The 25,855-nt window shown below is 33.7% G+C and carries 20 protein-coding genes and 5 pseudogenes; 14 read left to right on the plus strand and 11 right to left on the minus strand.

The genetic code is table 11. The features are described 5' to 3' along the window. Nucleotides 1-146: 146 nt before the first annotated feature. From ACQ9BO_RS00310 to ACQ9BO_RS00330, 5 genes are all read right to left on the minus strand, one after another. Nucleotides 147-461 (minus strand): hypothetical protein, encoded by a 315-nt coding sequence (locus tag ACQ9BO_RS00310; protein ID WP_431243204.1) that lies wholly within the window; start codon nt 459-461, stop codon nt 147-149. Nucleotides 462-552: 91 nt separating this feature from the next. Next, nucleotides 553-918: a nuclear transport factor 2 family protein gene (locus tag ACQ9BO_RS00315; RefSeq protein WP_431243205.1), complete on the minus strand. Its 366-nt coding sequence runs from the start codon at nt 916-918 to the stop codon at nt 553-555. Between the two features lie 12 nt (nt 919-930). Further along, a complete protein-coding gene (locus ACQ9BO_RS00320) occupies nt 931-2,514 on the minus strand; it encodes a S41 family peptidase (RefSeq protein ID WP_431243206.1) in 1,584 nt (527 codons plus the stop codon). Then, entirely contained in the window at nt 2,514-2,945 is a 432-nt protein-coding gene (locus tag ACQ9BO_RS00325) for a deoxycytidylate deaminase (RefSeq protein WP_431243207.1), read from the minus strand. Before ACQ9BO_RS00325 ends, ACQ9BO_RS00320 begins: the two co-directional genes overlap by 1 nt. 5 nt (nt 2,946-2,950) lie before the next feature. Then, nucleotides 2,951-3,544 (minus strand): HupE/UreJ family protein, encoded by a 594-nt coding sequence (locus ACQ9BO_RS00330; protein ID WP_431243208.1) that lies wholly within the window; start codon nt 3,542-3,544, stop codon nt 2,951-2,953. 169 nt (nt 3,545-3,713) lie between these two features. Between ACQ9BO_RS00330 and ACQ9BO_RS00335 the strand changes: the two genes are divergently transcribed. Further along, complete coding sequence (locus ACQ9BO_RS00335) at nt 3,714-4,145, plus strand: TerB family tellurite resistance protein (protein WP_431243209.1); 432 nt, start codon at nt 3,714-3,716, stop codon at nt 4,143-4,145. Between the two features lie 273 nt (nt 4,146-4,418). Here ACQ9BO_RS00335 and ACQ9BO_RS00340 read toward each other — a convergent pair whose 3' ends face one another. Continuing rightward, nucleotides 4,419-4,793, minus strand: coding sequence for a hypothetical protein (locus ACQ9BO_RS00340; protein WP_431243210.1), 375 nt, complete (start codon nt 4,791-4,793; stop codon nt 4,419-4,421). A gap of 66 nt (nt 4,794-4,859) precedes the next feature. Beyond that, a complete protein-coding gene (fbp, locus tag ACQ9BO_RS00345) occupies nt 4,860-5,864 on the minus strand; it encodes a class 1 fructose-bisphosphatase (RefSeq protein ID WP_431243211.1) in 1,005 nt (334 codons plus the stop codon). Nucleotides 5,865-6,035: 171 nt separating this feature from the next. Between fbp and ACQ9BO_RS00350 the strand changes: the two are divergent. The 5 genes and pseudogenes from ACQ9BO_RS00350 (at nt 6,036) to ACQ9BO_RS00370 (ending at nt 13,485) form a co-directional block, all read left to right on the plus strand. Beyond that, nucleotides 6,036-6,523: pseudogene (locus ACQ9BO_RS00350) on the plus strand (GNAT family N-acetyltransferase). A gap of 129 nt (nt 6,524-6,652) precedes the next feature. After that, a pseudogene (locus tag ACQ9BO_RS00355) lies at nt 6,653-7,913 on the plus strand (aspartate kinase). Nucleotides 7,914-8,063: 150 nt separating this feature from the next. Then, nucleotides 8,064-11,495 carry a hypothetical protein gene (locus tag ACQ9BO_RS00360; RefSeq protein ID WP_431243212.1) on the plus strand — a complete coding sequence of 1,144 codons (3,432 nt, stop codon included), beginning with the start codon at nt 8,064-8,066 and terminating at the stop codon, nt 11,493-11,495. A gap of 73 nt (nt 11,496-11,568) precedes the next feature. Further along, nucleotides 11,569-12,036, plus strand: coding sequence for a hypothetical protein (locus ACQ9BO_RS00365; RefSeq protein WP_431243213.1), 468 nt, complete (start codon nt 11,569-11,571; stop codon nt 12,034-12,036). 379 nt (nt 12,037-12,415) lie between these two features. Next, nucleotides 12,416-13,485: pseudogene (locus tag ACQ9BO_RS00370) on the plus strand (glycosyltransferase). Between the two features lie 81 nt (nt 13,486-13,566). Here the strand turns inward: ACQ9BO_RS00370 and ACQ9BO_RS00375 are convergent. The 3 genes from ACQ9BO_RS00375 to ACQ9BO_RS00385 form a co-directional block, all read right to left on the minus strand. Next, the gene (locus tag ACQ9BO_RS00375; RefSeq protein WP_431245043.1) at nt 13,567-14,853 is read right to left on the minus strand and encodes a porin; all 1,287 of its coding nucleotides are present in this window, start codon (nt 14,851-14,853) and stop codon (nt 13,567-13,569) included. 197 nt (nt 14,854-15,050) lie between these two features. Continuing rightward, complete coding sequence (locus ACQ9BO_RS00380) at nt 15,051-16,121, minus strand: sensor histidine kinase (RefSeq protein WP_431243214.1); 1,071 nt, start codon at nt 16,119-16,121, stop codon at nt 15,051-15,053. Between the two features lie 184 nt (nt 16,122-16,305). Next, nucleotides 16,306-16,989 (minus strand): response regulator transcription factor, encoded by a 684-nt coding sequence (locus ACQ9BO_RS00385; protein WP_026728392.1) that lies wholly within the window; start codon nt 16,987-16,989, stop codon nt 16,306-16,308. A gap of 233 nt (nt 16,990-17,222) precedes the next feature. Between ACQ9BO_RS00385 and ACQ9BO_RS00390 the strand changes: the two genes are divergently transcribed. The 6 genes and pseudogenes from ACQ9BO_RS00390 to ACQ9BO_RS00415 all read left to right on the plus strand — a co-directional run bounded on the left by ACQ9BO_RS00390 (nt 17,223) and on the right by ACQ9BO_RS00415 (nt 22,983). Beyond that, complete coding sequence (locus ACQ9BO_RS00390) at nt 17,223-19,217, plus strand: carboxypeptidase-like regulatory domain-containing protein (RefSeq protein ID WP_431243215.1); 1,995 nt, start codon at nt 17,223-17,225, stop codon at nt 19,215-19,217. A gap of 22 nt (nt 19,218-19,239) precedes the next feature. Further along, on the plus strand, nt 19,240-20,028 hold the full coding sequence (locus ACQ9BO_RS00395) for a TonB-dependent receptor domain-containing protein (protein ID WP_431243216.1): 789 nt from the start codon (nt 19,240-19,242) through the stop codon (nt 20,026-20,028). Nucleotides 20,029-20,227: 199 nt separating this feature from the next. Next, nucleotides 20,228-21,193, plus strand: a complete 966-nt coding sequence (locus ACQ9BO_RS00400) for a hypothetical protein (RefSeq protein ID WP_431243217.1) — start codon at nt 20,228-20,230, stop codon at nt 21,191-21,193. 12 nt (nt 21,194-21,205) lie between these two features. Further along, nucleotides 21,206-21,421, plus strand: coding sequence for a hypothetical protein (locus tag ACQ9BO_RS00405; protein ID WP_431243218.1), 216 nt, complete (start codon nt 21,206-21,208; stop codon nt 21,419-21,421). Between the two features lie 105 nt (nt 21,422-21,526). After that, a complete protein-coding gene (locus ACQ9BO_RS00410; RefSeq protein ID WP_431243219.1) occupies nt 21,527-21,868 on the plus strand; it encodes a T9SS type A sorting domain-containing protein in 342 nt (113 codons plus the stop codon). Nucleotides 21,869-22,003: 135 nt separating this feature from the next. Beyond that, nucleotides 22,004-22,983: pseudogene (locus ACQ9BO_RS00415) on the plus strand (acyl transferase). Nucleotides 22,984-23,054: 71 nt separating this feature from the next. Here ACQ9BO_RS00415 and tyrS read toward each other — a convergent pair. Beyond that, a pseudogene (tyrS, locus tag ACQ9BO_RS00420) lies at nt 23,055-24,349 on the minus strand (tyrosine--tRNA ligase). Between the two features lie 191 nt (nt 24,350-24,540). Here tyrS and ACQ9BO_RS00425 point away from each other — a divergent pair. Further along, nucleotides 24,541-24,837, plus strand: a complete 297-nt coding sequence (locus ACQ9BO_RS00425; RefSeq protein ID WP_431243220.1) for a hypothetical protein — start codon at nt 24,541-24,543, stop codon at nt 24,835-24,837. Continuing rightward, complete coding sequence (locus ACQ9BO_RS00430; protein WP_431243221.1) at nt 24,831-25,793, plus strand: hypothetical protein; 963 nt, start codon at nt 24,831-24,833, stop codon at nt 25,791-25,793. The genes ACQ9BO_RS00425 and ACQ9BO_RS00430 overlap by 7 nt, the downstream gene beginning before the upstream one ends. Nucleotides 25,794-25,855 lie beyond the last annotated feature (62 nt).

Genomic DNA, 25,855 nt, shown 5'->3' on the forward strand with positions numbered 1-25,855 from the left:
TAAGAAATTAAGTTCTCTTTTTATGCATATTTAATTTCGAAGTTAATTAAGAAGTTTAAACACAAAACCATTAAAAAGTTAAGATACAAGTTGCAATACTTAATAAACTTAACCTCTTAATGGTTAAAAATTATTTTATGTTTCTTCTATTTCACCGAAATAATCTGCGTAACTTTAATATGGTTTTCGTCTTCAGATTTCCAGAATTCTCCTTTTACTGAAACTACATCGCCAATTTTTACTTGTTTGTAGTTTTGCGGTCCGCCCACATTTACAATACTGATTGTAACAAAATACACTTCTTTTTGATCGGTGTTGATTTTTGCAGTGTAGCCGTCTTTACCGCCTTCAATTGATTCAACTTTTCCCGAAACCGTCTTACTGCTGTCTTTTGCAGTTGCGCAAGAGATTATAAAAGTCATTACAACCAGAAGAAAGCTTATTCTTTTTAAATTTTTCATATTTTTAAGTGTTTAACCGCAAAGTACGCTAAGAATTGCGCAAGGATCGCTAAGTCTAATTTTATGTTTCTATTAAATTTATTTTCAAAATTTATGCCAACGGAATACAGCTTCCGGCGATAACTTTTAATTCTTCATCAAACTGTTTCCAAACTCTGATATATTTCAAAACAGCATTTATTGGAGTATTATCGTAAGCTCCTTTTAATGAAACTGCTACAGTTACGACAGCTACGTCATCAATTATATTAATAATTTGATCTGAAGCTTCCAATGATTCTACTTGCATTTTTCCCGAACGATAAGAATCTAAATCAAAGTTTTTTGTGATTGTATTTCCATCGGGTAAATTAAAAAGCAAGTCGTCGTGCAGAATTTTCTCTAAGCTTGAAACATCAGCATTTTTTATTGCAGTCAAAAGTTCTATTTCAGCATTTACAACGGCCTCTGTTTTCATATTTTAAAAATTTCAGGATTGTTTCTTTGGATTCAAAACCGATTTGATCATTGCATCATCTTTCAAAACAACATTGTAGTAATATATTTCACCAAACAATTGTCTTGCAAATTCTGCAGTAATATAGCGATTTACCAGAGTTTTGGTTTTATCCAATTTTAAATCCAAACCTGTTATTGCGATGTATTTTTTAAACTTTTTGAAATAAACATCTGAGTTTTTCATTTCATCTAAAAACGTGGCAAAATTCAGCCCAACAAATGCATTTCGGTTTTTATCCAATTCTTCAAAAACAAAATGGCCTACAATTCCTGTTTGAAGCAAATACGCAACGTTTTCATTTCCGTGCTCTGCTTCCATCGGAACAAAAACATCAGGAACTATGCCTCCTCCGCCGTAAACGATTTTTCCTTTTGGAGTTTTGAATTTTAAAGAATCTGCTACTTTAATACTATCTTTTGCATAAAGTTCTCCAGACTTAATTCGAGATTCTGATTCTTTAAAATATTCCTCGTTTCCTTTTTTATACGGCTTTTGAATTGATCTTCCTGTTGGCGTGTAATAACGCGCTACAGTCAATCTTACCGCTGATCCGTCGTTGAAATCCATTTCGCGTTGTACTAGGCCTTTCCCGAAAGAACGACGTCCAACAATAATTCCACGATCATTATCCTGAATAGCTCCAGCCAAAATTTCACTTGCAGAAGCGCTATTTTCATTTATTAAAACATATACTTTTCCGGTTTCAAAACTTCCCGCTTTTGTGGCATACGTTTTTTCGGTTTCTCCGTTTTTATTTTTTGTAAAAACGATCAATTGTTTGTCTTTCAAAAACTCATCAGCAATTGCCACTGCTTCTTCCATATAACCACCGCCGTTGTCACGAAGATCAATTACAATTGACTGGATGCCGCTTTGCTTCAATCTTGTTAAGCCGGTTTTAAATTCTTTATAAGTTGTTTCGGCAAATCGATTGATTTTGATATAACCTGTATTATTTCCAAGTAAAATCGAAGCGTCAACACTTTTTATCGGAATAACATCTCTACGAACCTTAAATTTCAGTTTCTTTTGTTCCGATTTTCTAAAAACTGTCAATTCAATTTCTGAACCTTGAAGTCCTTTTAATTTCGAAAACAAACTATCAGAAGGCAATTTTCTTCCAAATAATTTCGTTTTTCCAGCAAATAAAATGCGATCTCCTGATTTAATTCCCGCTTTCGCTGAAGGGCCGTTTTCGATAGGTTTTATGATCGCAACAGAATCTTTATACATATAAAAATTAATTCCGATTCCTACGAAATCACCTTTCATACTTTCGGCAACTTCGGCTTGTTCGCTTGGCGGAATATAAACAGAATGCGGATCTAATTTGGAAAGAATATTATCAACTGTAAGATTTACAATTGAATCTGTGTTGATGCTGTCGACATATTCATTATTAATAAAATCGATCAGTTTGTTAAGTTTTGTTTTAGAGTAATTTTTGGCCAAAAGCTGATCATCTGCGGGAGCATTCATTAAGCTTCCGAGCACAGTCCCAAGAGCAAAAGTCGCTCCGATAACAATTGGCAAATATTTAGAATTAAATTTCATTACTCTTCTAAAACAGGAATATGTTCGACTTCAATACCTGCTTTTATTAAAAATTGAATTCCAGAATCATCACGATATCCATCTTTGTACACCACTCTTTTTATTCCGGATTGATGTATCAATTTACTGCATTCCTTGCAAGGCGAAAGCGTAATATACAATGTCGCACCTTCACAAGATTGCGTTGACCGAGCTACTTTTAAAATTGCATTTGCTTCAGCATGAAGAACATCCCAACGGGTTAATCCATCTTCATCTTCGCGACAATTTTCAAATCCAGATGGCGTTCCGTTGTAGCCATCAGAAATAATCATTCGGTCTTTTACGATAATAGCGCCTACTTGCTTGCGTTTACAGTACGAAAGCAAACTCCATTCTTTTGCAATTCTCAAATAAGCTTTATCGTATTTGTTTAATTTTTTTATCTCCATTTATTTTATCTGTTCCAAATTGGGCTTTCAATAATCATTGGAATCACAACTCCAACAATAAAAGCCGACATTACAAGTGCCCAATCTCGTTTTGAAAAACGAAACACAGTTTGCACTATATATGATAGTATCAAAGCTACGAAAACCACAACTAATTGCGTCGCTTCAATTCCTAACGCAAATTCCCCTAAAGGTAACAATTTTGACGTTGCCGTGCCACCTAAAATTGTTTTAAAATAATTAGAGAATCCAAGTCCGTGAATTAGTCCAAAAAACAAAGTAACGATGAAAACCAAATTTACACCTTCGTTCTTGGTCGCTTTTCCAGCCGTAAACAAATGATATAAGGCGGTTATTAAAATCGTAATTGGAATTAGGAATTCAACCAGATTTACTTTTACTGCAATTATTCCGAAAACAGAAAGAATTAATGCTACGGTATGGCCGATTGTGAAAACAGAAACCAAGAGCAAAATTCGTTTCCAGTCTTTAAAAGTATAAGGAATCGTTAGTGCGATTAAAAAAAGAACGTGATCGTAGGCGTGGATATCTAAAACGTGTTTTAATCCTATCTGAAAATAAATCCAAAATTCTGACATGGGGGTATTTCTATTAAATGATTAGGGGATGTAAACTTACGACTTATTTTGAAAATTTCGTGAAGCCCATCTGTAAAACAACGTAAAAAGTTACGTTAAATTTTATGAGAAATTTAAAATCGTTAAATTAAAATAAGATTTATATTTGTGTTAATAAAACTTTATAATTATGTCATTTTCAGAATTATTTGATAGCGAATTCAAACAAAGAAACAAAGGGCACTTTTCAGCTATCGTTCGTGTAGCATTAGCTGACGGAGTTGTGTATCCAGAGGAAAAACAATTTTTAGACAAATTAGCTTCACGTTTAGAAATTACAGAGTCTGAATACGAAGAAATCCTAAGCGATCCTTTAAAATACCCTATCAATCCTCCGTACTCTTATGTTCAACGTTTGGAGCGTTTATACGATTTAACCCGAATGGTACATGTTGACCACCAACTTGAAGACAAGCAAGAAGTATTATTAAAGAAAATAAGTGTTGCTCTAGGTTTTACACCAAGCAATGTTGATTATATCATTGCAAAAGCGTTATCGCTAGTAGACAAAAAAGTTGACGGAGATACTTTTATTTACGAAATGCGACACATGCATAAATAATAGTTCATCAGTTTTCGGTCTCAGTTTGCAATTTTAACTTAATCAAAATTGAAATAAATTTTAAATTATAAACCCGACAAGTTTTTAAAACCTGTCGGGTTTTATGTTTAGATTTTATACATTCAACTCAACCACAAATCGGACTGAAGTCCGGCCCTACAACATAGGCCGAGCTAAAGCTCTTTTCTAGTTCCGAAGGAACAAATTATATTGTAGAGCTGGACTTCAGTCCAGTTTAAAACCAATTGTTTTTTTTCAAAATTGAATTATACATTAATCCTTAATTAATTTCAAATTCAATTTTCCGTATTGATTTTGAGAATCATTTGCGGTAATCTCGTATGTATAATTCCCTTTTTGCAATGGCGTTTCGCCAACATAATCAATAGGCTGTAATGTATAGGTTTTGCCGTCAATTTGCAATTCAACAAATGCATAGCTATATGCTAACGAAAAAGTTTTATACCCTGACTTCTGTCCAGAATTTACATTCTCAAAATTCACATTACCCGTTGAAGTATTTACCGTAATATTTTGAAAATTGAATTTACTAGCATTCGACACTCGAATTCTTAATTCAGACGAATCGTCATTAGAACAGCCAACTAAAGTAAAAACCAGGACAACCAAAACAAATATATTTTTCATGTGTCTATTTTTATTTAATAGATGCTGAAAATGCAAAAAGGTTGCGTTTACAAAATAGTATCGTTACTAAACTTCTGCCATAAATTCCTCCGCTTTTTCCACCATATTTTTGCTTCCGCAGAAAAACGGAACTCTTTGATGCAATTCTGTCGGCTGGATTTCCATGATTCTTCCAAAACCATCTGTTGCTTTTCCTCCAGCTTGTTCAGCAATAAACGCCATTGGATTACATTCATACAACAAACGTAGTTTTCCTTTTGGTGCTTTTGAACTTGTCGGATAAATATAAACGCCGCCTTTAATCATATTTCGATGAAAATCGGCTACTAAACTTCCTATATATCTTGAAGTATAAGGTCTATCCTCTTCTTCACGCTGACAATATTTAATATAATTTTTCACTCCTTGCGGAAAATGAACATAATTTCCTTCGTTTACCGAATAAATATTTCCGTTTTCAGGAAACCTCATGTTTGGATGCGAAAGATAAAATGTACCAATTGCTGGATTCAATGTAAAACCATTTACACCATGTCCTGTAGTATAAACCAACATAGTTGAAGTTCCATAAATTACATAACCTGTCGCAACTTGATTGATTCCCGGTTGTAAAAAATCCTCGCTTGTTACCGGAGTTCCTATTGGGGTAATTCTTCTAAAAACAGAAAAAATAGTTCCCACAGAAACATTAACATCAATGTTTGAAGATCCGTCAAGCGGATCCATTAAGATCACGTACTTATTATTATGACTGTTGTCGCTCCCCTGAACAGTTATAAAATCGTCGTTTTCTTCAGAAGCAATACCACAGACAATCTCACGGTTTATTAACGTCTGGATAAATACTTCGTTTGCATAGACATCTAATTTTTGCTGGTCTTCTCCTTGAACATTCTGTTCGCCTGCGGCGCCGATGATGTCCACTAGTCCGGCTTGGTTTACTTTATAGTTGACAACTTTTGCCGCCAAACGTATAGAGTTGATAATACGGGAAAGCTCTCCCGACGAATACTGAAATGCTTTTTGGTTCTCAATAATAAACTCTCCCAGTGTTTTATTGCGTTCTTCCATTACTATATCGTTGTAGTTTTATTTTTAAGTCACAAATATCGTTTATTTTGTGAGAATGATTTAAAAATTATGTTGTTAGTTTGCTACTATTGTATATTTGCTAATTATCAGCAAAAAGTACCTAGTAAAAAAACGCTTTTTTAGCTAATAAACACTTAATAATACGAATATATGAATATTAGAAAAGGAAATCCTGAAGACATGAAATCGGTGTTAGGGCTAATTCAGGAGCTGGCGATATTCGAAAAAGAACCCGAAGCGGTCGTTATTACAGAAGAAGATTTAGTTCGTGATGGTTTTGGCGAAAAACCATTATTTCATGTTTTTGTGGCAGAAATTGAAAACGAAGAAAAACAAAAAGAAATTGTTGGAATTGCGTTGTATTATTACCGCTATTCTACTTGGAAAGGAAAAACAATTCATCTTGAAGATTTGATTGTAAAAGAAAAAATGCGCGGTACTGGTTTAGGATCGGCACTTTATGCTGAAATCATGAAACAAGGAAAAAAGACAATGTAAGACGAGTAGAATGGAATGTCTTGGATTGGAATACTCCAGCAGTTAAATTTTACGAGAATTCTGGCGCTAGAATTCTTGACGAATGGAGAGTTGTTCAAATGGATGAAGCAGGAATAAATTCATTTCTAGAAAAATTGTAAAAAATTATCGCCACAAATTCCACAAATTTCCACAAATTAATTCGTGTTAATTCGTGAAATTAGTGGCAAAAATAAACAAGGATTTCGCCCCAAACTGAAATCTAAAAACTAAAATCTATAAATTAAAAAATGAGAGTATTTAAATTTGGAGGAGCATCAGTAAAAGATGCAGATGGAATTAAAAACGTATACGACGTTTTACAAAAAGTAGGTTACGAAGATGTAATTCTTGTAGTTTCGGCTATGGGAAAAACAACAAATGCTCTTGAAGTTGTAATCAAGAATTATTTTGACAAATCACCAGAATTAAATTCATCTGTACAAGAAATAAAAAAATATCACAATCAAATATTATTGGATTTATTTGATGATGAAAATCATGAGGTTTTCTCAGCTGTAAATGCACAATTTGAAGAATTAGAGTATTTTTTGGCACACAACAAATCACCAAACTACAATTTCGTTTACGACCAAGTTGTCAGTTTTGGTGAATTGATTTCGACAAATATTTTAAGCCACTACATGAATTTCCGCGGCATTCAGACGCAATGGCTTGATGTTCGTAATTTCATCAAAACCAATGCAAACTATAGAGATGCAGAAGTTGATTGGGAAACTACGCAACAAAATATCAGCAAAAATGTGCCAAGAAAACAACTAAATATCACACAAGGATTTTTAGGTGCAGACGAAAACAATTTCACAACAACTCTTGGCCGTGAAGGTTCTGATTATACTGCCGGAATTTTTGCTTATTGCTTAAATGCTGAAAGCGTTACCATCTGGAAAGATGTTCCTGGAGTTATGAATGCCGATCCGCGTTATTTCGAAAATGCAAGTTTGCTAAACCAAATATCCTATCGTGAAGCAATCGAATTAGCGTTTTATGGAGCAACGGTTATTCACCCAAAAACATTACAGCCGTTACAGAAAAAAGAAATTCCGTTATACGTAAAATCATTTGTGAATCCTTTATTAAAAGGAACTTGTGTTTCTAAAGGTGTAGATCTTGAACCACAATATCCTTGTTTTATTGTAAAAAGAGAACAGCTTTTGATTTCGCTTTCATCAATTGATTTCTCTTTCATCATGGAAGAAAACATCAGTGAAATTTTTGGATTATTCCACGAATTCAAAATCAAAGTAAACTTGATTCAGAACTCTGCAATTAGTTTCTCTGTTTGTGTGGAAGATAAATTTGGAAACTTCAATGACTTGAATGCGATTCTTTCGAAAAAATTCAAAGTAGAATTTAGCGAAAATGTAACACTTTATACAATTCGTCACTTTACAGAACAAGCGAGCAGAAACTGTTGAAGCTAACAAAGAAGTTTTATTGAAACAAGTTAGCCGTGAGACCATGCAGATTGTCACTAAAGAATTAAACTAATTTAGCTTTATAAAAGGCAATTATTTCAATTCAATTATATTTTAGAAAAGGCTTCGCTTAATTGCGGAGTCTTTTTTTATTTCAAAGAATACAACTTCTATAATTTCACATATTAAATACTACTTTTGGCTTTTTAGAGTTAAAGTATTTATGTTGAAAAAATTACTTTTTTTAACGGTTTTCATCTGGTTTTCTGCGCTTCAGGCACAGGAAACAGAATCATCGTACAAAACAAAAAAAGTAATTGCAACGCGCGATACGATTCGATTAGAAAATGTCAGCATAAATTCCAGTTTTTTTGAGCTTTTAAATACCAAAAATCAACCCATTGATTCCAGTTTTTACAAAATCAATTTTGAAAAAGGAACACTTCTTTTAAACGAAAAATTCACTTCGATTTCTGATACTTTAATTGTCAATTATTTAAAATATCCGGATTTCATTACCAAAGAATACAGTCTTTACAAGTCAGATCAAGTGGTGAGCAATGAGGCTGGTTCTGAAAAGCTTTATAAAATTGACAATGCCAATACCAAAAAAGTCGTTCCGTTTGACGGCTTAAATACTTCCGGAAGCATTACGCGTGGTGTTACTGTCGGGAATAATCAAAATACGGTTTTAAACTCTAATCTCGATTTGCAGATTACCGGGAAAATCTCGGACAAAGTAAGTCTTCGGGCCTCGCTTCAAGACAATAATATCCCGTTGCAGGATGGCGGTTATTCACAAAAACTGGATCAGTTTGATAATATTTTCATGGAGCTTTTCAGCGATGATTGGAACATTCGCGCAGGCGATGTCTTTCTGGAAAATCATAAAACTCAATTTCTCAATTTCAACAAAAAAGTTCAGGGACTTTCTGCGAGTTTTGATTTTGATACCGGAAAAAGCAAAACCAACATCTTTGCTTCGGTCGCTTTTGTAAAAGGACAATACGCAAAAAGCACTTTTACGGGGCAGGAAGGGAATCAAGGTCCATATAAATTGAAAGGTCAAAATGGCGAATTGTACGTTTTAGTTATTTCGGGTTCAGAACGTGTTTATGTAAACGGTGTTTTGCTGAAACGTGGCGAAAACAATGATTATGTGATCGATTATAATGCTGGCGAAATTGTTTTTACATCACTTTTCACGATTACTTCTGAAATGCGTATCAATATAGAATACCAATATTCAGAACGAAATTACAACCGACTTGTAACGTACGCCGGCGGAACACACGAAAACAAAAATTGGAGTTTTGGCGGTTATATTTATTCTGAAAGCGATTTTAAAAATCAACCTTTGCAACAAAATCTTTCTGCAGATCAAGTTCAAATTTTGAAAAATGCCGGAGATAATCCTGATTTGATGAAAGCCCCTTCGGCATATGAAGACAAATATGCCGATAATAAAATTTTGTACAAAAAAACGCTGATCAATGCTGTTGAAGTTTATGAATATTCGAATAATCCTGCCGATGTTTTGTATAATGTAAAATTCAGTTTGGTTGGAAATAATGCCGGAAATTATATTATTCAGAACAATAATTCGGTTGAAAGAATTTATGAATATGTGCCTCCCATAAATGGAATTCTGCAGGGAAATTATGAACCAATTGTGCAATTAGTTCCGCCGATTAAACTTCAGGTTGCTACATTTTTAGGAAAATATAATCCGAATGAAAAAACACTGGCTGATTTTGAACTTGCCATAAGCAACAATGATAAAAACTTATTTTCAAGCATTGACGACGGGAATAATGAAGGAATTGCTTTTAAGACTAATCTTAAAAAACGCCTTTTTACCAAAACTTGGACATTGGATGCCTTTGCAAATTATCAATATGTTGCGGAAAATTTCAAATCAGTTGAGCGTTTGTACAATATTGAATTTAATCGTGATTGGAATTTAAACACTACTCTTTTTGGCAATCAAAGTCTGTTGACAACAGGAATCAATTTTGATTTATTTGCCAAAAAGAAAACTTCGAATGTTGGATTATTAACTTATCAGTTTGAGAAACTAGATTTCAGTGAAAGTTATTCTGGAACTCGTCATACAACATCCGCTTTTTTCAAAATAAAAAAATGGACTTTTGAAAATCAAGGAAGTTTTTTGAATTCAGATGCAACCACTTCAACTTCAAAATTCATTAGAAACCACGCTCGAACAAAATATCATTTTGGCAAAAACTGGATTGGTGCCAGCATGCAACTCGAAGACAATCAGGAAAAAGACAAAACGACAAATCAGTTTTCGGCCTTGAGCCAAAGATTTTCAGAATATGGCGCTTTCATTGGTCGCGGAGACAGCACGAAAGTCTTTGCTGAAATAGGTTTTTTACAACGTCGAAATGATAGTTTGCAAAACGGATTGCCGCAACATGTAAACAATTCTCAAACCTATTATTTGAAATCGAAATTGATTCAAAACAAAAAAACAAATTTGGCAGTTTATATGAGCTATCGAAATCTGGATTTTACCGATCCGAATCGAAGCAACGAACCTTCCTTAAATTCGAGAATCTTATACAATGATCGATTTTTTAATCAGCTGATGCAAATAGGGACTGCCTATGAAACCAGCTCGGGAACTATTGCACAGCAGGAATATACCTATATTGAAGTTCCTACCGGACAAGGAGTTTATACTTGGAACGATTATAATGGCAATGGAATTCAGGAATTGGAAGAATTTGAAATTGCTCAATTTTCAGATCAAGCCCGATTTATCAGAATCTTTTTACCGAATCAGATTTATATTAAAACCAATCAGAATAAATTTTCGCAATCGCTGACATTAAATCCTACGCAATGGCAAAATGAAAAAGGAATAAAAAAATTCGCCTCATATTTCTATAATCAAACATCATTTATTATGGATCGGAAAGTGAAAAGTCAAGGCGAACGCTTGGAATTGAATCCGTTCGATTCTTCAAAAGAAAACATTTTAGGATTGAATTCGAGTTTACGAAACAGTTTATACTTTAATAGAGGGAAACAAAAACATTCTGTCACTTATTCTTATTTAGTCAATAAAGGGAAAAACCTTCTTTCTGTTGGCTCACAAAATGTCACAAATAATTCGCATCAATTGCAATACACGCATTTGGTTCAAAAAACATGGCTTTTTAATTTTTTTACCAAAACCATAAAAACCAATTTAGTTTCGGAAGATTTTGCAGAAAAAAATTATGACTTGAAAGGCTATCAGTTTGCGCCTAAAATCAGTTATTTATTTTCAAAAAACACAAGTCTGGATTTCTTTTATGAATTTCAGAATAAAGAAAACCAAATTGGGAATTTAGAAACTCTGGTTCAAAACAGGCTCGGAACTTCATTTTCATTTGCCGGAGAAAAGAAAATAACTTTAAATGGAGAGTTCTCTTTCTATGAAAACAAATTTACCGGAAATGAGTTTTCATCAGTCGGCTATCAAATGCTTGAAGGACTTCAGGCAGGACAAAATTTAGTTTGGAAACTCCTCTTGCAGAAAAACATAACATCATTTTTAGATATCAATTTAAACTATCAAGGCCGTAAAAGCGAGACCGGAGCAACCGTACACACAGGAAACGTTAACCTTCGCGCCTATTTTTAAAAATTAAGAAAAAACCTACTTAATAATACAAATAAATTGATTAATTTTAATTGAAATTTAAACTCTTGACCTTATGAAAAAATTATTATTACTATGCTTTTTAGTGGTTTTCTCTTCAAATTTTTATGCTCAAGATGCTGTTACAGCAACTAAAGCAACTAAGAGTAAAACCGAAGCTTCTGCTAAAAAAGCAAAATCGGATGCAGACAAAGCAAGCGCTGATGCTAAAAAGCAAGCGGCAAAATCTAAAAAAGCGACTGATGACGCTACAGCATCTGCTACAAAAGCTAAAAAAGAATCAGCAAGCGATGCTAAAAAAGCCGCTGACAAATCTAAAAAAGTCGCTGATGACGCAACAGCCGCCGCAACAAAAGCTAAAAAAGAATCTTCAAGCACTGCTAAAAAAACAGCAGATAAAGAAGCCGCAAAAGCAAAAACTGAGGCCGACCAAGCAAAAAAACAGCAACAAAAGCTGATGCCGCAAGCAAAAGTGCAAAAACAGAAGCCGACAAAGCTAAAAAATCAGCTTCTAAGACTTTAAAAGAAACTAATGAAAAAGCGCCAAAAACACCAGACAAAGTAACTGGAGAATATAACGGCAAAAAAGTATATACTGGTCCAAAAGGCGGTAAATACTACATCAACAAAAATGGAAATAAAACTTATATTCAGGACTAAGGCACTGAAGTGCTGAGGGACTAAGGTTCTAAGGAACTAAGACTTTAAGTTACTGAAATGAGATTAAAAGCCGAACTTTACGTTCGGCTTTTTTATTTGCAAAGCACAAGAACCTCAGTCCCTCAGCACCTTAGTCCCTTAGAACCTCAAATAAAATATTCAGTTAATAATTTAGTAATATGTCCGAAATATCATAAAAAACATATTTCTTTATCTTCGTTTTTTAAAAAGCGTATAAACTTATGAGCATTGACTATTCTGCGAACAAAACAATTTTAGTTGCTCCATTAAACTGGGGATTAGGCCATGCCACTAGATGTATCCCAATTATCAAAGCGCTTCAGGAAAACAAATTCATTCCGATTATCGCTTCTGATGGAGTTGCGCTGGCTTTGTTACGAAAAGAATTTCCATACATACAGACACTAGAATTGCCTTCGTATCATATCGAATATGCCAAAAACGGCAAAAACTTTAAATGGAAACTCATCAAGAATCTTCCAAAAATGATTACGGCCATTCTAGACGAAAAAAGATTGTCAATTCTTGGATAAAAAAGCATGGAATTGATGGTATTATTTCAGACAACCGCTTGGGCGTATACAGCAAAAAAGTTCCTTCGGTATTTATGACGCATCAACTGAATGTTATGACTGGAAATACTACTTGGTTTACGAGCAAATGTCATCAACATATTATCAAAAAATATACAGAATGCTGGGTTCCGGATTCGAATGAAGAAACTAATCTTACTGGAGATTTAGGCCATTTGAAAACAAATGATCTGAAGTTAAAATACATTGGTCCTTTAAGCAGAATGAAGAAAAAGGAAACTCCAATCGTTTATGATTTAATGATTATTTTATCTGGCCCTGAACCTCAACGAACATATTTAGATCAAAAACTCCAAAAAGAAGTGGCAAATTTCAAAGGAAAAGTTGTTTTTGTTCAAGGTATTGTGGAGAAAGTACAAAACAAATGGCAGGCAGGAAATGTGACGTATTACAATTTCATGAATTCAAAACAGCTGGAGCAAACCTTCAACGAAAGTGAATTTGTGCTTTGTCGCTCTGGTTATACGACTGTTATGGATTTGGCAAAATTGGGCAAAAAAGCCTTTTTTATTCCAACTCCTGGACAATATGAGCAAGAATATTTGGCCATAAAACTTCAAAATGAAAATTTAGTGCCATATGCAATGCAAGATGACTTCAGCATTGAAGATCTTTCAAAAGTAAATTCGTTTAAAGGATTGACACAATTTAAAAGTGATATTGACTGGGACGCTTTGTTTTCAGTTTTTGAAGAATAATTCTGTACAATAAAAAAATCCGTTTAATCAGCATTCGATTTAAACGCTGATTAAACGGATAATTACAGATTTTTATTCTTTTTAGAAGTTAAACTGTGCTTGCAAACGCAGTAAATTTCCTTCTTGTCTATTAATTGGACGAGCACTGTCTTCAAAAGTTCGATCAGCAATAACATATTCAGCAGTTAATTCGAATGCTTTGATTGGTTGCCATTCGATTCCAAATTGATAATCTCTTACAACATAACTTCTGGCATCTTTTTCATATTTCTTGCCTCCGTCATAATATTGAAATTGAGCGTAAGGATAAATATGTTGTTTCTTGTAATCCCATTTGTAGTTTAGCAAAACATAACCTCCATTCAAACTCGTTTCGTCAACCGTATTTGTTGCTGGATTATAACGAGGTCCTTTTCCGATATTATATTCCGTTTGAATTCCGAAAGGCTTTGGATATAAAACAAAAGTTGCTCCTACTCTTTCATCTTTCACATATTTAGGATCATTAACAATCACGCCTGTAGAAATTTCATCTGTAAAAGCCCATTTTCCATCATAAGCCTGAATTCCAGGTTCGATAATCTGGCTTCCAATCACAAAAGGATACGATACTCTGGCTACTACATTCAAATCTCTATTGGCGTCAATTTTATTGGCAATTTGTCCGTTATAAACTCCGAATGCAAACACACCAAAATCACCTGAACCTTTGTAGCCATCCTTTACCAACATAGCAAAACGCTCTCTGATTTCGGCTGGCGCCCAATAAAAAATCAATCCTAAATCACGCTCATTTGCTATTGAACTGTTTATTGCATCTGGACGATCCAAAGTTAAACGTTGTGAACTAGACTGCATATTTATGAATCCATATGGAATTTTACTTTGTCCGACACGAACACGATATTCTCTTTTCTTATCAAAAGAAAGATCAAAATATAAATCTCGAATTTGAACGAAATTCTGGATTCCCGTTACTGGAGAACTAGCAAAATCAGGTTGAAAGTAGAAGAAAACATTTGGGTGAACCTGCCCAGAAAACACTAAACGCGCTCGACGAATAAAAAGTCCATTGTTTGCTTTGGCATCGGGAGCGGTTGAAGTTGTTCCCCAAGATCTGTCGCATTGGTCGCAAGCAACTTTGTCGTTTGTAGAAAACAAACCATTGTATCGAATTTGGGCATAACCTCTTAAAGAGATTTTATCGTACCAATGCTCTTCAATACCTCCTCCAGACTTTGTTTCTGGAAGTTTTGCTTTATTGATAGAATCTAAAATACGAAGTACTTCATTTTTTACTTCTTGTTTGTTTACATTTTGCTGATTTACATCTTGTGCATTTATTGCCGCTGTAAGCAATATTGTCATCACAAGAACTATTTTTTTATCATTTTTCTTTTACCCTTAGTTTCAGGATGCAAAGATGTATCACCTATGTTAACAAATCATTAACCAGATGTTACTATAATAAAAATTTAATGTTAGGCGCCGAAGCCTAATGTTTATTTATTGTTAAAAGTCTTGTTTTACGCCTTTTAGCAAAACCCAACTTACAATTATTTAACCTAAGATTTTACCGTTTTATTGGCTTTTTCGAGCGTAAAAGAGAATTCTGAACCAATTCCGAATTCACTTTCTACATAGACTTTTTCTTTATGCGCCTCAATAATATGTTTTACAATTGCTAATCCTAAACCAGAACCTCCTTCAGAACGAGTTCCGCTTTTGTCAACTCGGTAGAAACGTTCAAAAAGTCTAGAAATATTTTGTTTTTCTACTCCTTCTCCGTTATCACTGATTCGGATTAATACTTTTTTCTTAGTAAGATTCACGACACCAACTTCAGTCAAACCGCCTTCTTTTCCATATTTAATAGAATTCACAATAAGATTTTCCAGAACCTGTTGAATTCTATCTTGATCACCACGAATAATAACCGATTGAACATTTTTACTTTCAAAAGCTAATTTGATTTTCTTTTTGTCGGCTTTCATTTCTAGCAAATCAAAGACATTCTGAATCAATTCCACGATATCAAAATCGGTCATATTCAAATTCAAATCTCCCGATTCTAATTTGGTAATCATATCCAAATCTTCTACTATATATATAAGACGTTCTACACCTTTTTCGGCACGTTTTAAATATTTTTTACGAATGTGTTTGTCATCCATCGCTCCGTCCAGCAAAGTTGAAACATAACCTTGAACTGTAAATAGGGGCGTTTTAAGTTCGTGCGAAACATTCCCAAGAAACTCTCTTCGGTATTGTTCACGGATTTCAAGCATTTCGATTTCAAGCTTTTTATCTGTGGCGAATTTTTTCACTTCGCGCGAAAGCGTTTCCATATCAGTTGTTATCGGCTGATTGATAAGTGGCGTAGATTCTAGCAACGAAACCTCATCATAAATTTTCTTTACTCGTCGATAAATGAAACGTTCGACACGATATTGCAAAACCAAAAAAGAAAAAATATAAACTGAAATAATAAATACTATTCCGAAAGCAATTTGATGTTTTAATTGGTTTTTATAAAATAAAGACATCAACATCAGCACAAATCCTGTCGAGAAAAGACTGATATACAAGGCCGATTTTATTGCGAATTTGTATGTTTTTTTAAAATTGATTTTCATTAAAAATAGTGAACCATTAAGAGATTAAGTAAAATTAAGTTTAACTCAAAAACCATATAAGAAATTAAAGATCATATAAATGTAATGAACTTCAATTTCTTATATGGTTTAAATTTTAACTAAAATTCGTTTTGGATTAAACCTTAGAATCTCAGCATCTTAGAACCTTAGCGTCTTAAAAGGATTAGACTTCAAATTTGTAGCCTACTCCTTTTATGGTTTTAAAAAGGTCTTCTCCGATTTTCTCACGAAGCTTTCTGATGTGAACGTCGATTGTTCTTCCGCCTACAACCACTTCATTGCCCCAAACTTTATCAAGGATTTCATCTCTTTTAAAAACTTTTCCAGGTTTAGAAGCCAACAAATAGAATAATTCGAATTCTTTTCTTGGCAAAGCAATTTCGACATTACCTTTTATGATTTTGTACTCTTCACGGTTAATTTCGATTCCGCCTACATTTATAGTATCCGTAACGATTTCTTGTTCTTTTAACCTTCTTAACAAAGCCTTTACTTTGCTTACCAATAATTTTGGTTTTATTGGTTTTGTAATATAGTCATCAGCACCTGCGTCGAAACCAGCTACTTGCGAATAATCTTCGCTTCTTGCGGTTAAGAATGTTATGATAACATTATTTAGTTCTGGAATTTTTCTGATGTGTTCACAAGCTTCCATCCCGTCCATTTCGGCCATCATTACGTCCATAATGATCAATTCTGGCAATTCTTTCTGAGCCTTTGCTATAGCTTCTTTTCCGTTTGAAGCTGTTACAATTTGATAGCCTTCTTGAGCAAGGTTATAGCCAACGATTTCTAAGATATCTGGTTCATCGTCAACTAATAAAATCTTAGTTTGTGTTTTTTTCATAAATAGCAAAAATTGAGATTTGAACATCAAATTTTCATTAATATATACTTGATGTTTTTTATTTCACAGCGTAAAGATAGTAACAAAATAACTGTTAAAAATTACGGTTAACGGTAATTTAATCTGGTAACAATTTGATAATCTTAGCAACACAAAAACATAACAAGTGGCTAACATGAACTTTACAATGCGGTTCTTTCTTTGCACCAAAATAAATTAAACACAACACTGAAATGAAATTCAATTTAAAATTTCTATTAATCACATTATTTATCTGTTCGATTTCGATCGCGCAAAACAAAGGTACGATTTCTGGTGTATTAACCGACAAAGAATCTAACAATCAAGCACTTCCTTTTGCAAATGTTTTATTAAAAGGAACAAACATCAGTGCCAACACTGACATTGACGGAAAATATTCATTGACTGTAAATCCTGGAACTTACACTATAGTATTCAGTTTCGTTGGATATGAAAATGTAGAAAAACCTGTTACTGTGAAAGCTGGAGAAACAGTTACTGTTAACCAGGTACTTTCATCAGGAAGCTATACTCTTAAAGATGTTGTTGTAAAATCGACAGCTAACAAAGAAAAAGAAACTGCCTTATTATTAGACCAAAAAAATGCTGTTGTAATCAAACAAAGTATTGGTGCTCAGGAAATGTCTAGAAAAGGTGTAAGCGATGTTGAAGAAGGTTTGACAAAAGTAACCGGAATTTCAAAAGTAGGTTCAAGAGGAATATTTGTTCGTGGTCTTGAAGATCGCTACAACAACTTATTGATCAATGATCTTGTCGCGCCTTCAAACAGCCCATATTCAAAAATTGTTCCCCTTGATTTGTTTCCAACAAACATTGTAGGTGTAATTGACGTTTACAAAACTTTCAACCCAAACATTTACGGGGATTTTGCTGGAGGAACTTTCAATATCCAAACTTCAAAACCAACAAAAAACATTACCAAAATAAATCTTGGAGCAGGATATACAACTGGAAACAGCTTTAAAGATTTCTTGCTTTCTGGAGATGCAAATTCTGCGGCAGGTTTCTTTGGGTTTAATGGAAAAGACAGAGAATTGCCAAGTTTCTTAGGTGAAACTGCTGGAAGAACAACTTTTACACAAGATCAAGCATTAAACTCTGTAAGTGGTGATAAAGGTTTTAACGTAAGCAAAAGCAAAAGCCCTCTTAACTCAAGCTTCAATTTTTTACACGCAGAAAAATTTGACTTAAGCAACAACCGCAATGTTTCTTATTTATTATCTCTTAATTTCGATAATAGCTTTGCAGTTAGAGAAGGTGTCAACAGAACACTACAAACTCTTGGTGATAAATACAACAATAATTTCATCAATACAGAATACCGTTTCAAAACTAGCACTTCGGCTTTAGTTGGTGTGAACTATTCAGCTGAACGATACAAATTATCTTTCAATACTATATACTTAAAAACAACATTAAACTCGATTTTAGATCAATACGGAGTTTTAAGCAATAATGGTATCAACAACAACTTTATCCGTACGAATCAATTGGATAAAACAGATTATTTAAATGCGCAATTATTAGGAGAATACAATTTGACAGAAGATAAAAACCAAACTTTAAAAGGTGGTGTATCTTATGCAAATACAAAATATGGTCAACCAGACAGAAAATTCTATACTGGTACTCAAGAAACTGACAACCAAATCAACACTTCTTATGGAGCAAACAATTTCTTACGTCAATATTTAAGTGTTGATGGCAATGTGTATGTTTCTGCATTGTTAGAGTACAACTTAAAATTTGGAAAAGAAAAACAAAACAAATTGACTGTTGGTTATAACGGAAACTTTTCTAAAATGGAATCTTCTTACCGATTTGTTGCAAGTTATGGTAGTGCATTTTCATCAAATGACATAAACAATATTGATAGCAAAATTAGAACTGACATCAGCAACGGTTCTGTATATTTTGCTGAAAGCTCAAACGCAACTTACAAAGTAAAACTTAACGAAAGCGCTAATGCAGGTTATGCAAACTTATTCTGGAAATTTGCTGACAAGTTTGAACTTAATGGAGGTTTAAGAGTTGAAAACACGATCAAAGAAACTCATTTCAGAACTTTAGGTTCTTTTGATGATCCATTCAAAGTAAAAACATACAACAATCTTTATGTTTTACCTTCTGTAAACTTGAAATATCTTATGACAGAAACGTCTAATATTCGTTTCGCAGACAAGTAAAACATATACAAAACCAGTTGTAATGGAAGCTTTCCCGATTTCATACATCAATGCTGACAATACTTCTACACAAGGTAACTCATTATTGAAAAATAGCGACAACTATAATGTTGATTTAAAATATGAAATATTCCCAACATCTAAAGAAATGTTAGCTTTTGGTGTTTTTGGAAAATATATTGACAATCCAATCGAAAGAACATTTATTGCTAATGCGACATCAGGAACTGTGACTACTTTCTTAAATTCAGACAACGCTACTTTATACGGAGCAGAAGTTGAGTTCCTTTTAGGACTAAACAGAATTAGCGACAAACTTGAGCATTTCTCTTTCGGATTGAACGCGTCATTAATGTCAACTAAAGTAAATGTTGCCAAAACTTACGAATCTCAAGATGAGGACGGAGTTGTGACTATTAAAAATTCTATTGAAACACACCAAACAAGATCATTACAAGGTGCATCAGATTGGTTAGTGAATTCTGATTTGAAATATGAATTCAATTTAGGTAAAGATTGGACAAACACTATGTCACTTGTTTATGGTGTATTTGGAAAAAGAATTTATGCCGTAGGAACAAACGGTCAGGACAATACTTATGAATTGCCGGTATCTCAATTAGACTTTGTTTGGGGAAGCAAAATTTCAGACCATTTTGATGTGAAATTTACAGCAGACAACTTACTAAACCCTGCTAGACAATTAGAATTTGGAAACAACGGAACAGTAAAAGTTGATGAACCATCTTTATTAGCAAACAGCTATAAAAAAGGTGTAGGATTCTCTGTTAAAGTTGGCTACACATTCTAATATTAAGAACACAATATACTTGAAAGCTCCAGATATCTGGAGCTTTTTTTATGGCTACAATTTGCAAAGATTCACTTAACATTCTCTTCACATTTTAATCAATTTTTGATAACTGTAATGTAATGTTTCGATAACACCTTAAAGAGATTAACCTCATAATTTTGACAAAAATAAAAACGAATAATACAACACAAAAACTATGAAAACTAAAATTCTTGCTTTAGCACTTGCCGCAGGTTTATTTTTTAATTCTTGCTCAAGCGACGATGACTCAACTCCTGTTACACCACCTGCTACAGGCGAAATTACAGGTCCTATCACTGCAAACAAAACTTATGCTTACGGAAACTACACTTTAAAAGGAATTGTAAAAATCAATTCAGGTGTAACTGTAACTTTTGACGCAGGATCTACAATCACTATAGACAAAGCTACCGGAGACAACGCTTTAGTTGTTTTGAATGGAGGAAAACTTATCATCAATGGAACTGCTGATAAACCAGTTGTGTTTACAGAAAAATCTAAAGTTCCAGGTTCTTGGGGAGGTATCATCATGTATGGTGATGCACCCGCAAAAGTTGCTGGAGGAGGAACTTCTTCAACTTCTGAAGACGGAAACAATATTTCTTACGGAGGATCTAACGCAACTCACAACGGTGGTTCATTAAACTATGTAAGAGTTGAGTACGCTGGTTCTAAATTAGCAGACGGTAACAAAGAAAACAACGCTTTCACATTCTACTCTGTAGGTTCTGGAACAACTTTAGATCACTTAGTAGCTTATAAAGGTGCTGATGACGGATTCGAATTCTTCGGAGGAACTGTTAGTATGACAAATGCTATTTCGTACGGAAATACTGATGACTCTTTTGACTGGCAAGATGGATGGCAAGGTCAAGCTAATACTAACTGGTATGCTTACCAAACTGGAAAAGGTAACTACGGAATGGAAATCGAAGCTTCTGCAAATGACAATGCTTTCGGACCAAAAGTTTCTAACATTACTTTAAAAGAGAAGCTGGAAACGTTCCTGAAGGTGCAGACAACCAAGTTGATGCTTTCCAATTCAAAAGAGAAGGTAACGGAGAATACAGCAACATCGTTGTTGATGGTTACGGAAACTTCACAGTTCCAAATAGTACAACTACTTACCAAGGTGCAGTAGTTAGTATTTTAGATGCTTGCTACAAATGATCATCAAGTAAAAACATCTAAAATTAAAATTTTAAATATCAAAATTTCTAACACAACAAACATCATCCCAATCGCTGGTGCTTCAACTTTTACAGTTGCTTTCCCAACTGGAACTTTCACGCCAAGTTCTACAGCTACTGGAGCTTCATTAACTGCTGGAGCTTGGGCTACAGTTGATGGTGCAAACTTGATCAAATAATTTACTTCGAACATAAATTGTTAAAAACATCCTAAATATTTAGGATGTTTTTTTTGGCGTAATTTTTGTAATTTTTTTTGTATATTTACGTATCAAATAAATGCGATGGCAAAAAACTACTTTTATATTACATTCTTATTGGCATTTTTCTTTACTGTAAGTGTTTCGGCACAAGACAGTAAGCAATTACCAAAACCTCAAGAAACTACGACTTCTATTGAGGGTCTAAGCTTGTACCCTAACCCAGTTACCAACGGAAAAGTATATATTTCGACCAAAAATGATTTGGAAAAAGAAATCATCATCTTTGATCTTCTGGGCAAAAAAGTACTTCAAACGCATTTGACTTCGCGAGAATTAAGCGTTTCTGATTTAGTTCCAGGCGTTTATATCATTAAAATAAGTGAAGAAAATGCCTCAGCAACCCGAAAATTGATCATCAGATAAAAATATATAAAGCTCCTTCTTGGGAGCTTTTTTAGTTTTCAGTCTCAGTCACAGTTTTCAGTTTCACTAAAAGCTGAAAACTGCGACTGAAAACTGCGACTGAAAACTAAAAACAATATCTTTGCAAAAAAAGTTTTGATTACAGCCAACGATATATTTACCATTTCGAGTCAGAAACAATTTGAGAAAATAGCACTAAAAGTGTTTCGTTTTCAGCACGAGAACAATAAGGTATATCGTGATTTCTGTGACTTTTTGAATGTAAATCCGCAACAGGTCAAAACATTAAAGCAAATTCCGTTTTTGCCAATTCAATTTTTCAAGAGCCACGAAGTTGTTTCTAATTCTGATTTTCCTCAAGTAACATTTACCAGCAATGGCACAACCGGAATGGTTACAAGTCGCCATTTAGTTACAGATGTTTCACTTTATGAAGAAAGTTATCGTCAAGGATTTGCACAGTTTTACGGCAATATTGAAGATTACGTTGTTTTAGCCCTTTTGCCGTCTTATTTAGAGCGCGACGGCTCTTCTTTAATTTATATGGTAGAAGATTTAATAAAACGCTCTAATCAGCCTGAAAGCGGGTTTTATTTACACAACTACGGAGAACTTACCCAGAAGCTAATCGAATTAGATCAAGCTGGACAAAATATAATTTTGATTGGAGTAACTTATGCGTTATTAGATTTAATCGAAAAACATCAGTTTCAACTTCAAAATACCATTATTATGGAAACCGGGGGCATGAAAGGAAAACGCAAAGAAATGATCAGAGAAGAACTTCATGAAATTCTTTGCAAAGGCTTTGGAGTTTCTTCAATTCATTCAGAATATGGAATGACGGAGCTTTTGGCGCAAGCCTATTCTTTAGGAGATGGCATTTTCGAATGTCCGTCTTGGATGAACATCTTGATTCGCGATCCAGAAGATGCATTAACTTATATAAACGATGGAAAAACTGGCGGAATTAACGTCATTGATTTGGCCAATATCAATTCATGTTCTTTTATAGCAACCCAGGATTTAGGAAAAAATATCCCAACAACTCTTTCGAGGTATTGGGACGTTTTGATAATTCTGATATTCGTGGTTGTAATTTGATGGTTCTTTAACGTTTAATCGGTTAATTGTTAAATCGTTTAATCGGCATAAAACACGATTAAACAATTAACCGATTAAACAGTTAAACAGTTCTTATCACAAAATAATTTTTCTTTCCACTTTGTAATAACACAAACTGATTATTGATCAAATCATTTGTTGTCAAAACAAAATCTTCTTTTATTTTTTCTCTGTTTACAGAAATCGAATTTGCAGTTAAAGCTCTTCTTGCTTCACCATTTGATTTAAAGAAACCTGTTTTTTCGTTTAAAACCGTGATGATATCCAATCCGTTTTCTAAATCTGATTTTGCAATTTCAGCTTGCGGAACGCCGTCGAAAACCTCTAAGAAAGTTTTTTCATCCAATTTTTTCAAATCTTCAGAAGTTGAATTTCCGAATAAGATATTTGAAGCCTGAATCGCTTTTTCCAACTCTTCTTTACTATGAACAAAAATTGTAATTTCTTCAGCTAATTTCTTCTGTAAGACTCTCAAATGCGGAGCCGCTTGATGTTCTGCAATTAAAGCATCAATAGTTTCTCTATCTAGGAAAGTAAAGATTTTGATATATTTTTCAGCATCTGCATCTGTTGTATTTACCCAAAATTGGTAAAATTTGTAAACAGAAGTTTTATCAGCATCCAACCAAACATTTCCTCCTTCAGATTTCCCAAATTTAGATCCGTCAGCTTTTGTGATTAATGGAGTTGTCAATGCAAAAGCTTTTGCGTTTTCACCACCCATTCTACGCACTAATTCTGTACCTGTGGTAATATTTCCCCATTGGTCAGAACCTCCCATTTGCAAAAGGCAGTTGTTGTTTTTATATAAATGATAAAAATCGTATCCCTGAATTAATTGATAGGTAAATTCGGTGAAAGACATCCCTTCACCTTCTCCGTTAATTCTTTTTTAACAGAATCCTTCGCCATCATATAATTTACCGTGATACGTTTTCCAACTTCACGTGCAAAATCAATAAACGAGAATTCCTTCATCCAGTCATAGTTGTTTACCATAATTGGACCATTTGGTTCGTTTGAATTAAAGTCTAAGAAACGAGACAGAACACTTTTGATTCCGGCCACATTTTTGGCTAAAGTTTCTTCGTTCAACAGATTTCTTTCGTCAGATTTTCCAGAAGGATCACCAATCATTCCGGTCGCACCGCCCACAAGAGCAACTGGCTGATGGCCAAAATTCTTTAAATGAACCAATAAAATAATCTGAACCATACTGCCAATATGCGACGAATCTGCCGTTGGATCAAAACCAATATAAGCCGATGTTACCTCTTTTAGCAATTGTTCTTCCGTTCCTGGCATGCTATCATGGTACAAACCGCGCCATTTTAATTCTTCAACTAGATTCTTCATTTTTAAAATATTTTGCGCAAATGTAATCAATGTCAATATCAATCACAAAAAGCAACACCAAATCAAATACAATAAAAGCAAAGAAAAATTGAATTTCTAAAAACTTTCAAGCAAAAAAAGTCAAAAATGTGGAAACCCGTAAAAATCGTGATTTTTATTTTTCTAGTTTCGCCGCCATCAAAAATATAACAATGAAAAAATTATTACTATTTACCCTTTTGCTTTGTGGCTCTTTTATCAATGCTCAAATTACTTTTGAAAAAGGGTATTTTATTTCCAATGAAGGAAAACAAACAGAATGTTTTATCAAAAATCTAGACTGGAAAAACAATCCAAAAGATTTTAAATACAAAACCGACCCTAATGAAAAGGACTTTCAGACTGAAAGCATTGCAAATGTTCAAGAATTTGGAATCATCAATGAAACGACATTTAAAAGATTTAAAATAAACATAGACCGTTCCAGCAATGAGCTAAAAAAATGTTAACTCATAAAAATCCTGTTTGGAGTGAGGAAGTTATCTTTCTAAAAATCCTTGTAAAAGGCGATGCAACCCTATATAGCTATAGCGACGAAAGCATTACGCGTTACTTCTATGAAACAAAAACAACTCCAACAGAACAGCTTATTAATGTAAAATACATTCAAGCCGACAACAACGAGGGAGCTGAAAAAGTTATTGAAAGTAATGACTACAAAACTCAACTCTTTAAAAATGTAAAATCGGACAATATAAGCGAAAATGATATTACAAGACTTACTTATAAAAAAACAGATCTTGTTAAGTATTTCACCAAATACAACAATGCTATCAATCCAGATGCTATTACAAAACCAGAAGAAAACACAGTAAAAGGAGCTTTTCATTTAAAAATAGCTCCTGCAGTAAGTTTTGTTTCTTTATCAGCCGACAACACTGGCAACCCAAACTTTAATGTAGATTTTGACAGTAAAGCTATTTTTAAAATTGGTTTTGAAGCAGAATATGTTTTGCCTTACAATAAAAACAAATGGAGTATTTTTGTAAATCCATCTTATCAAAAATATGAAAACGAAAAAATATATCTGGTGCCAACAGGATTTGTATCGATTCCTGATAAAGAATACAAAGCAAACGCTAACTATAATACAATTCAAGTGCCTTTAGGAGTCAGACATTACATGTTTTTAAATGAAGATTCAAAAATTTTCATTAATGCGGCATATGTGGTTGACTTTGGTTCTAAGGCAAGCATAACTTATACTGAAGTAGCCAATAATACGGTTACAGAATTCAAAAGCAACACAGGAGCAAATTTCGCATTTGGATTAGGTTATAATTTTAAAAACAAATTTAGCGGCGAACTTCGATTAAACACAAAAAAGCAATTAATGCGTGATTACTTAAATTACTCTACAAATTATAGCTCAGTAGATCTTGTTTTAGCGTATACTATTTTCTAAACAATTTAATTACATCAAAAAAAATGCCATCAGAAAATAAAAAAATCTGACGGCATTTTTTA

The organism is Flavobacterium sp. P21, assembly GCF_050632225.1.
Classification (GTDB): domain Bacteria; phylum Bacteroidota; class Bacteroidia; order Flavobacteriales; family Flavobacteriaceae; genus Flavobacterium.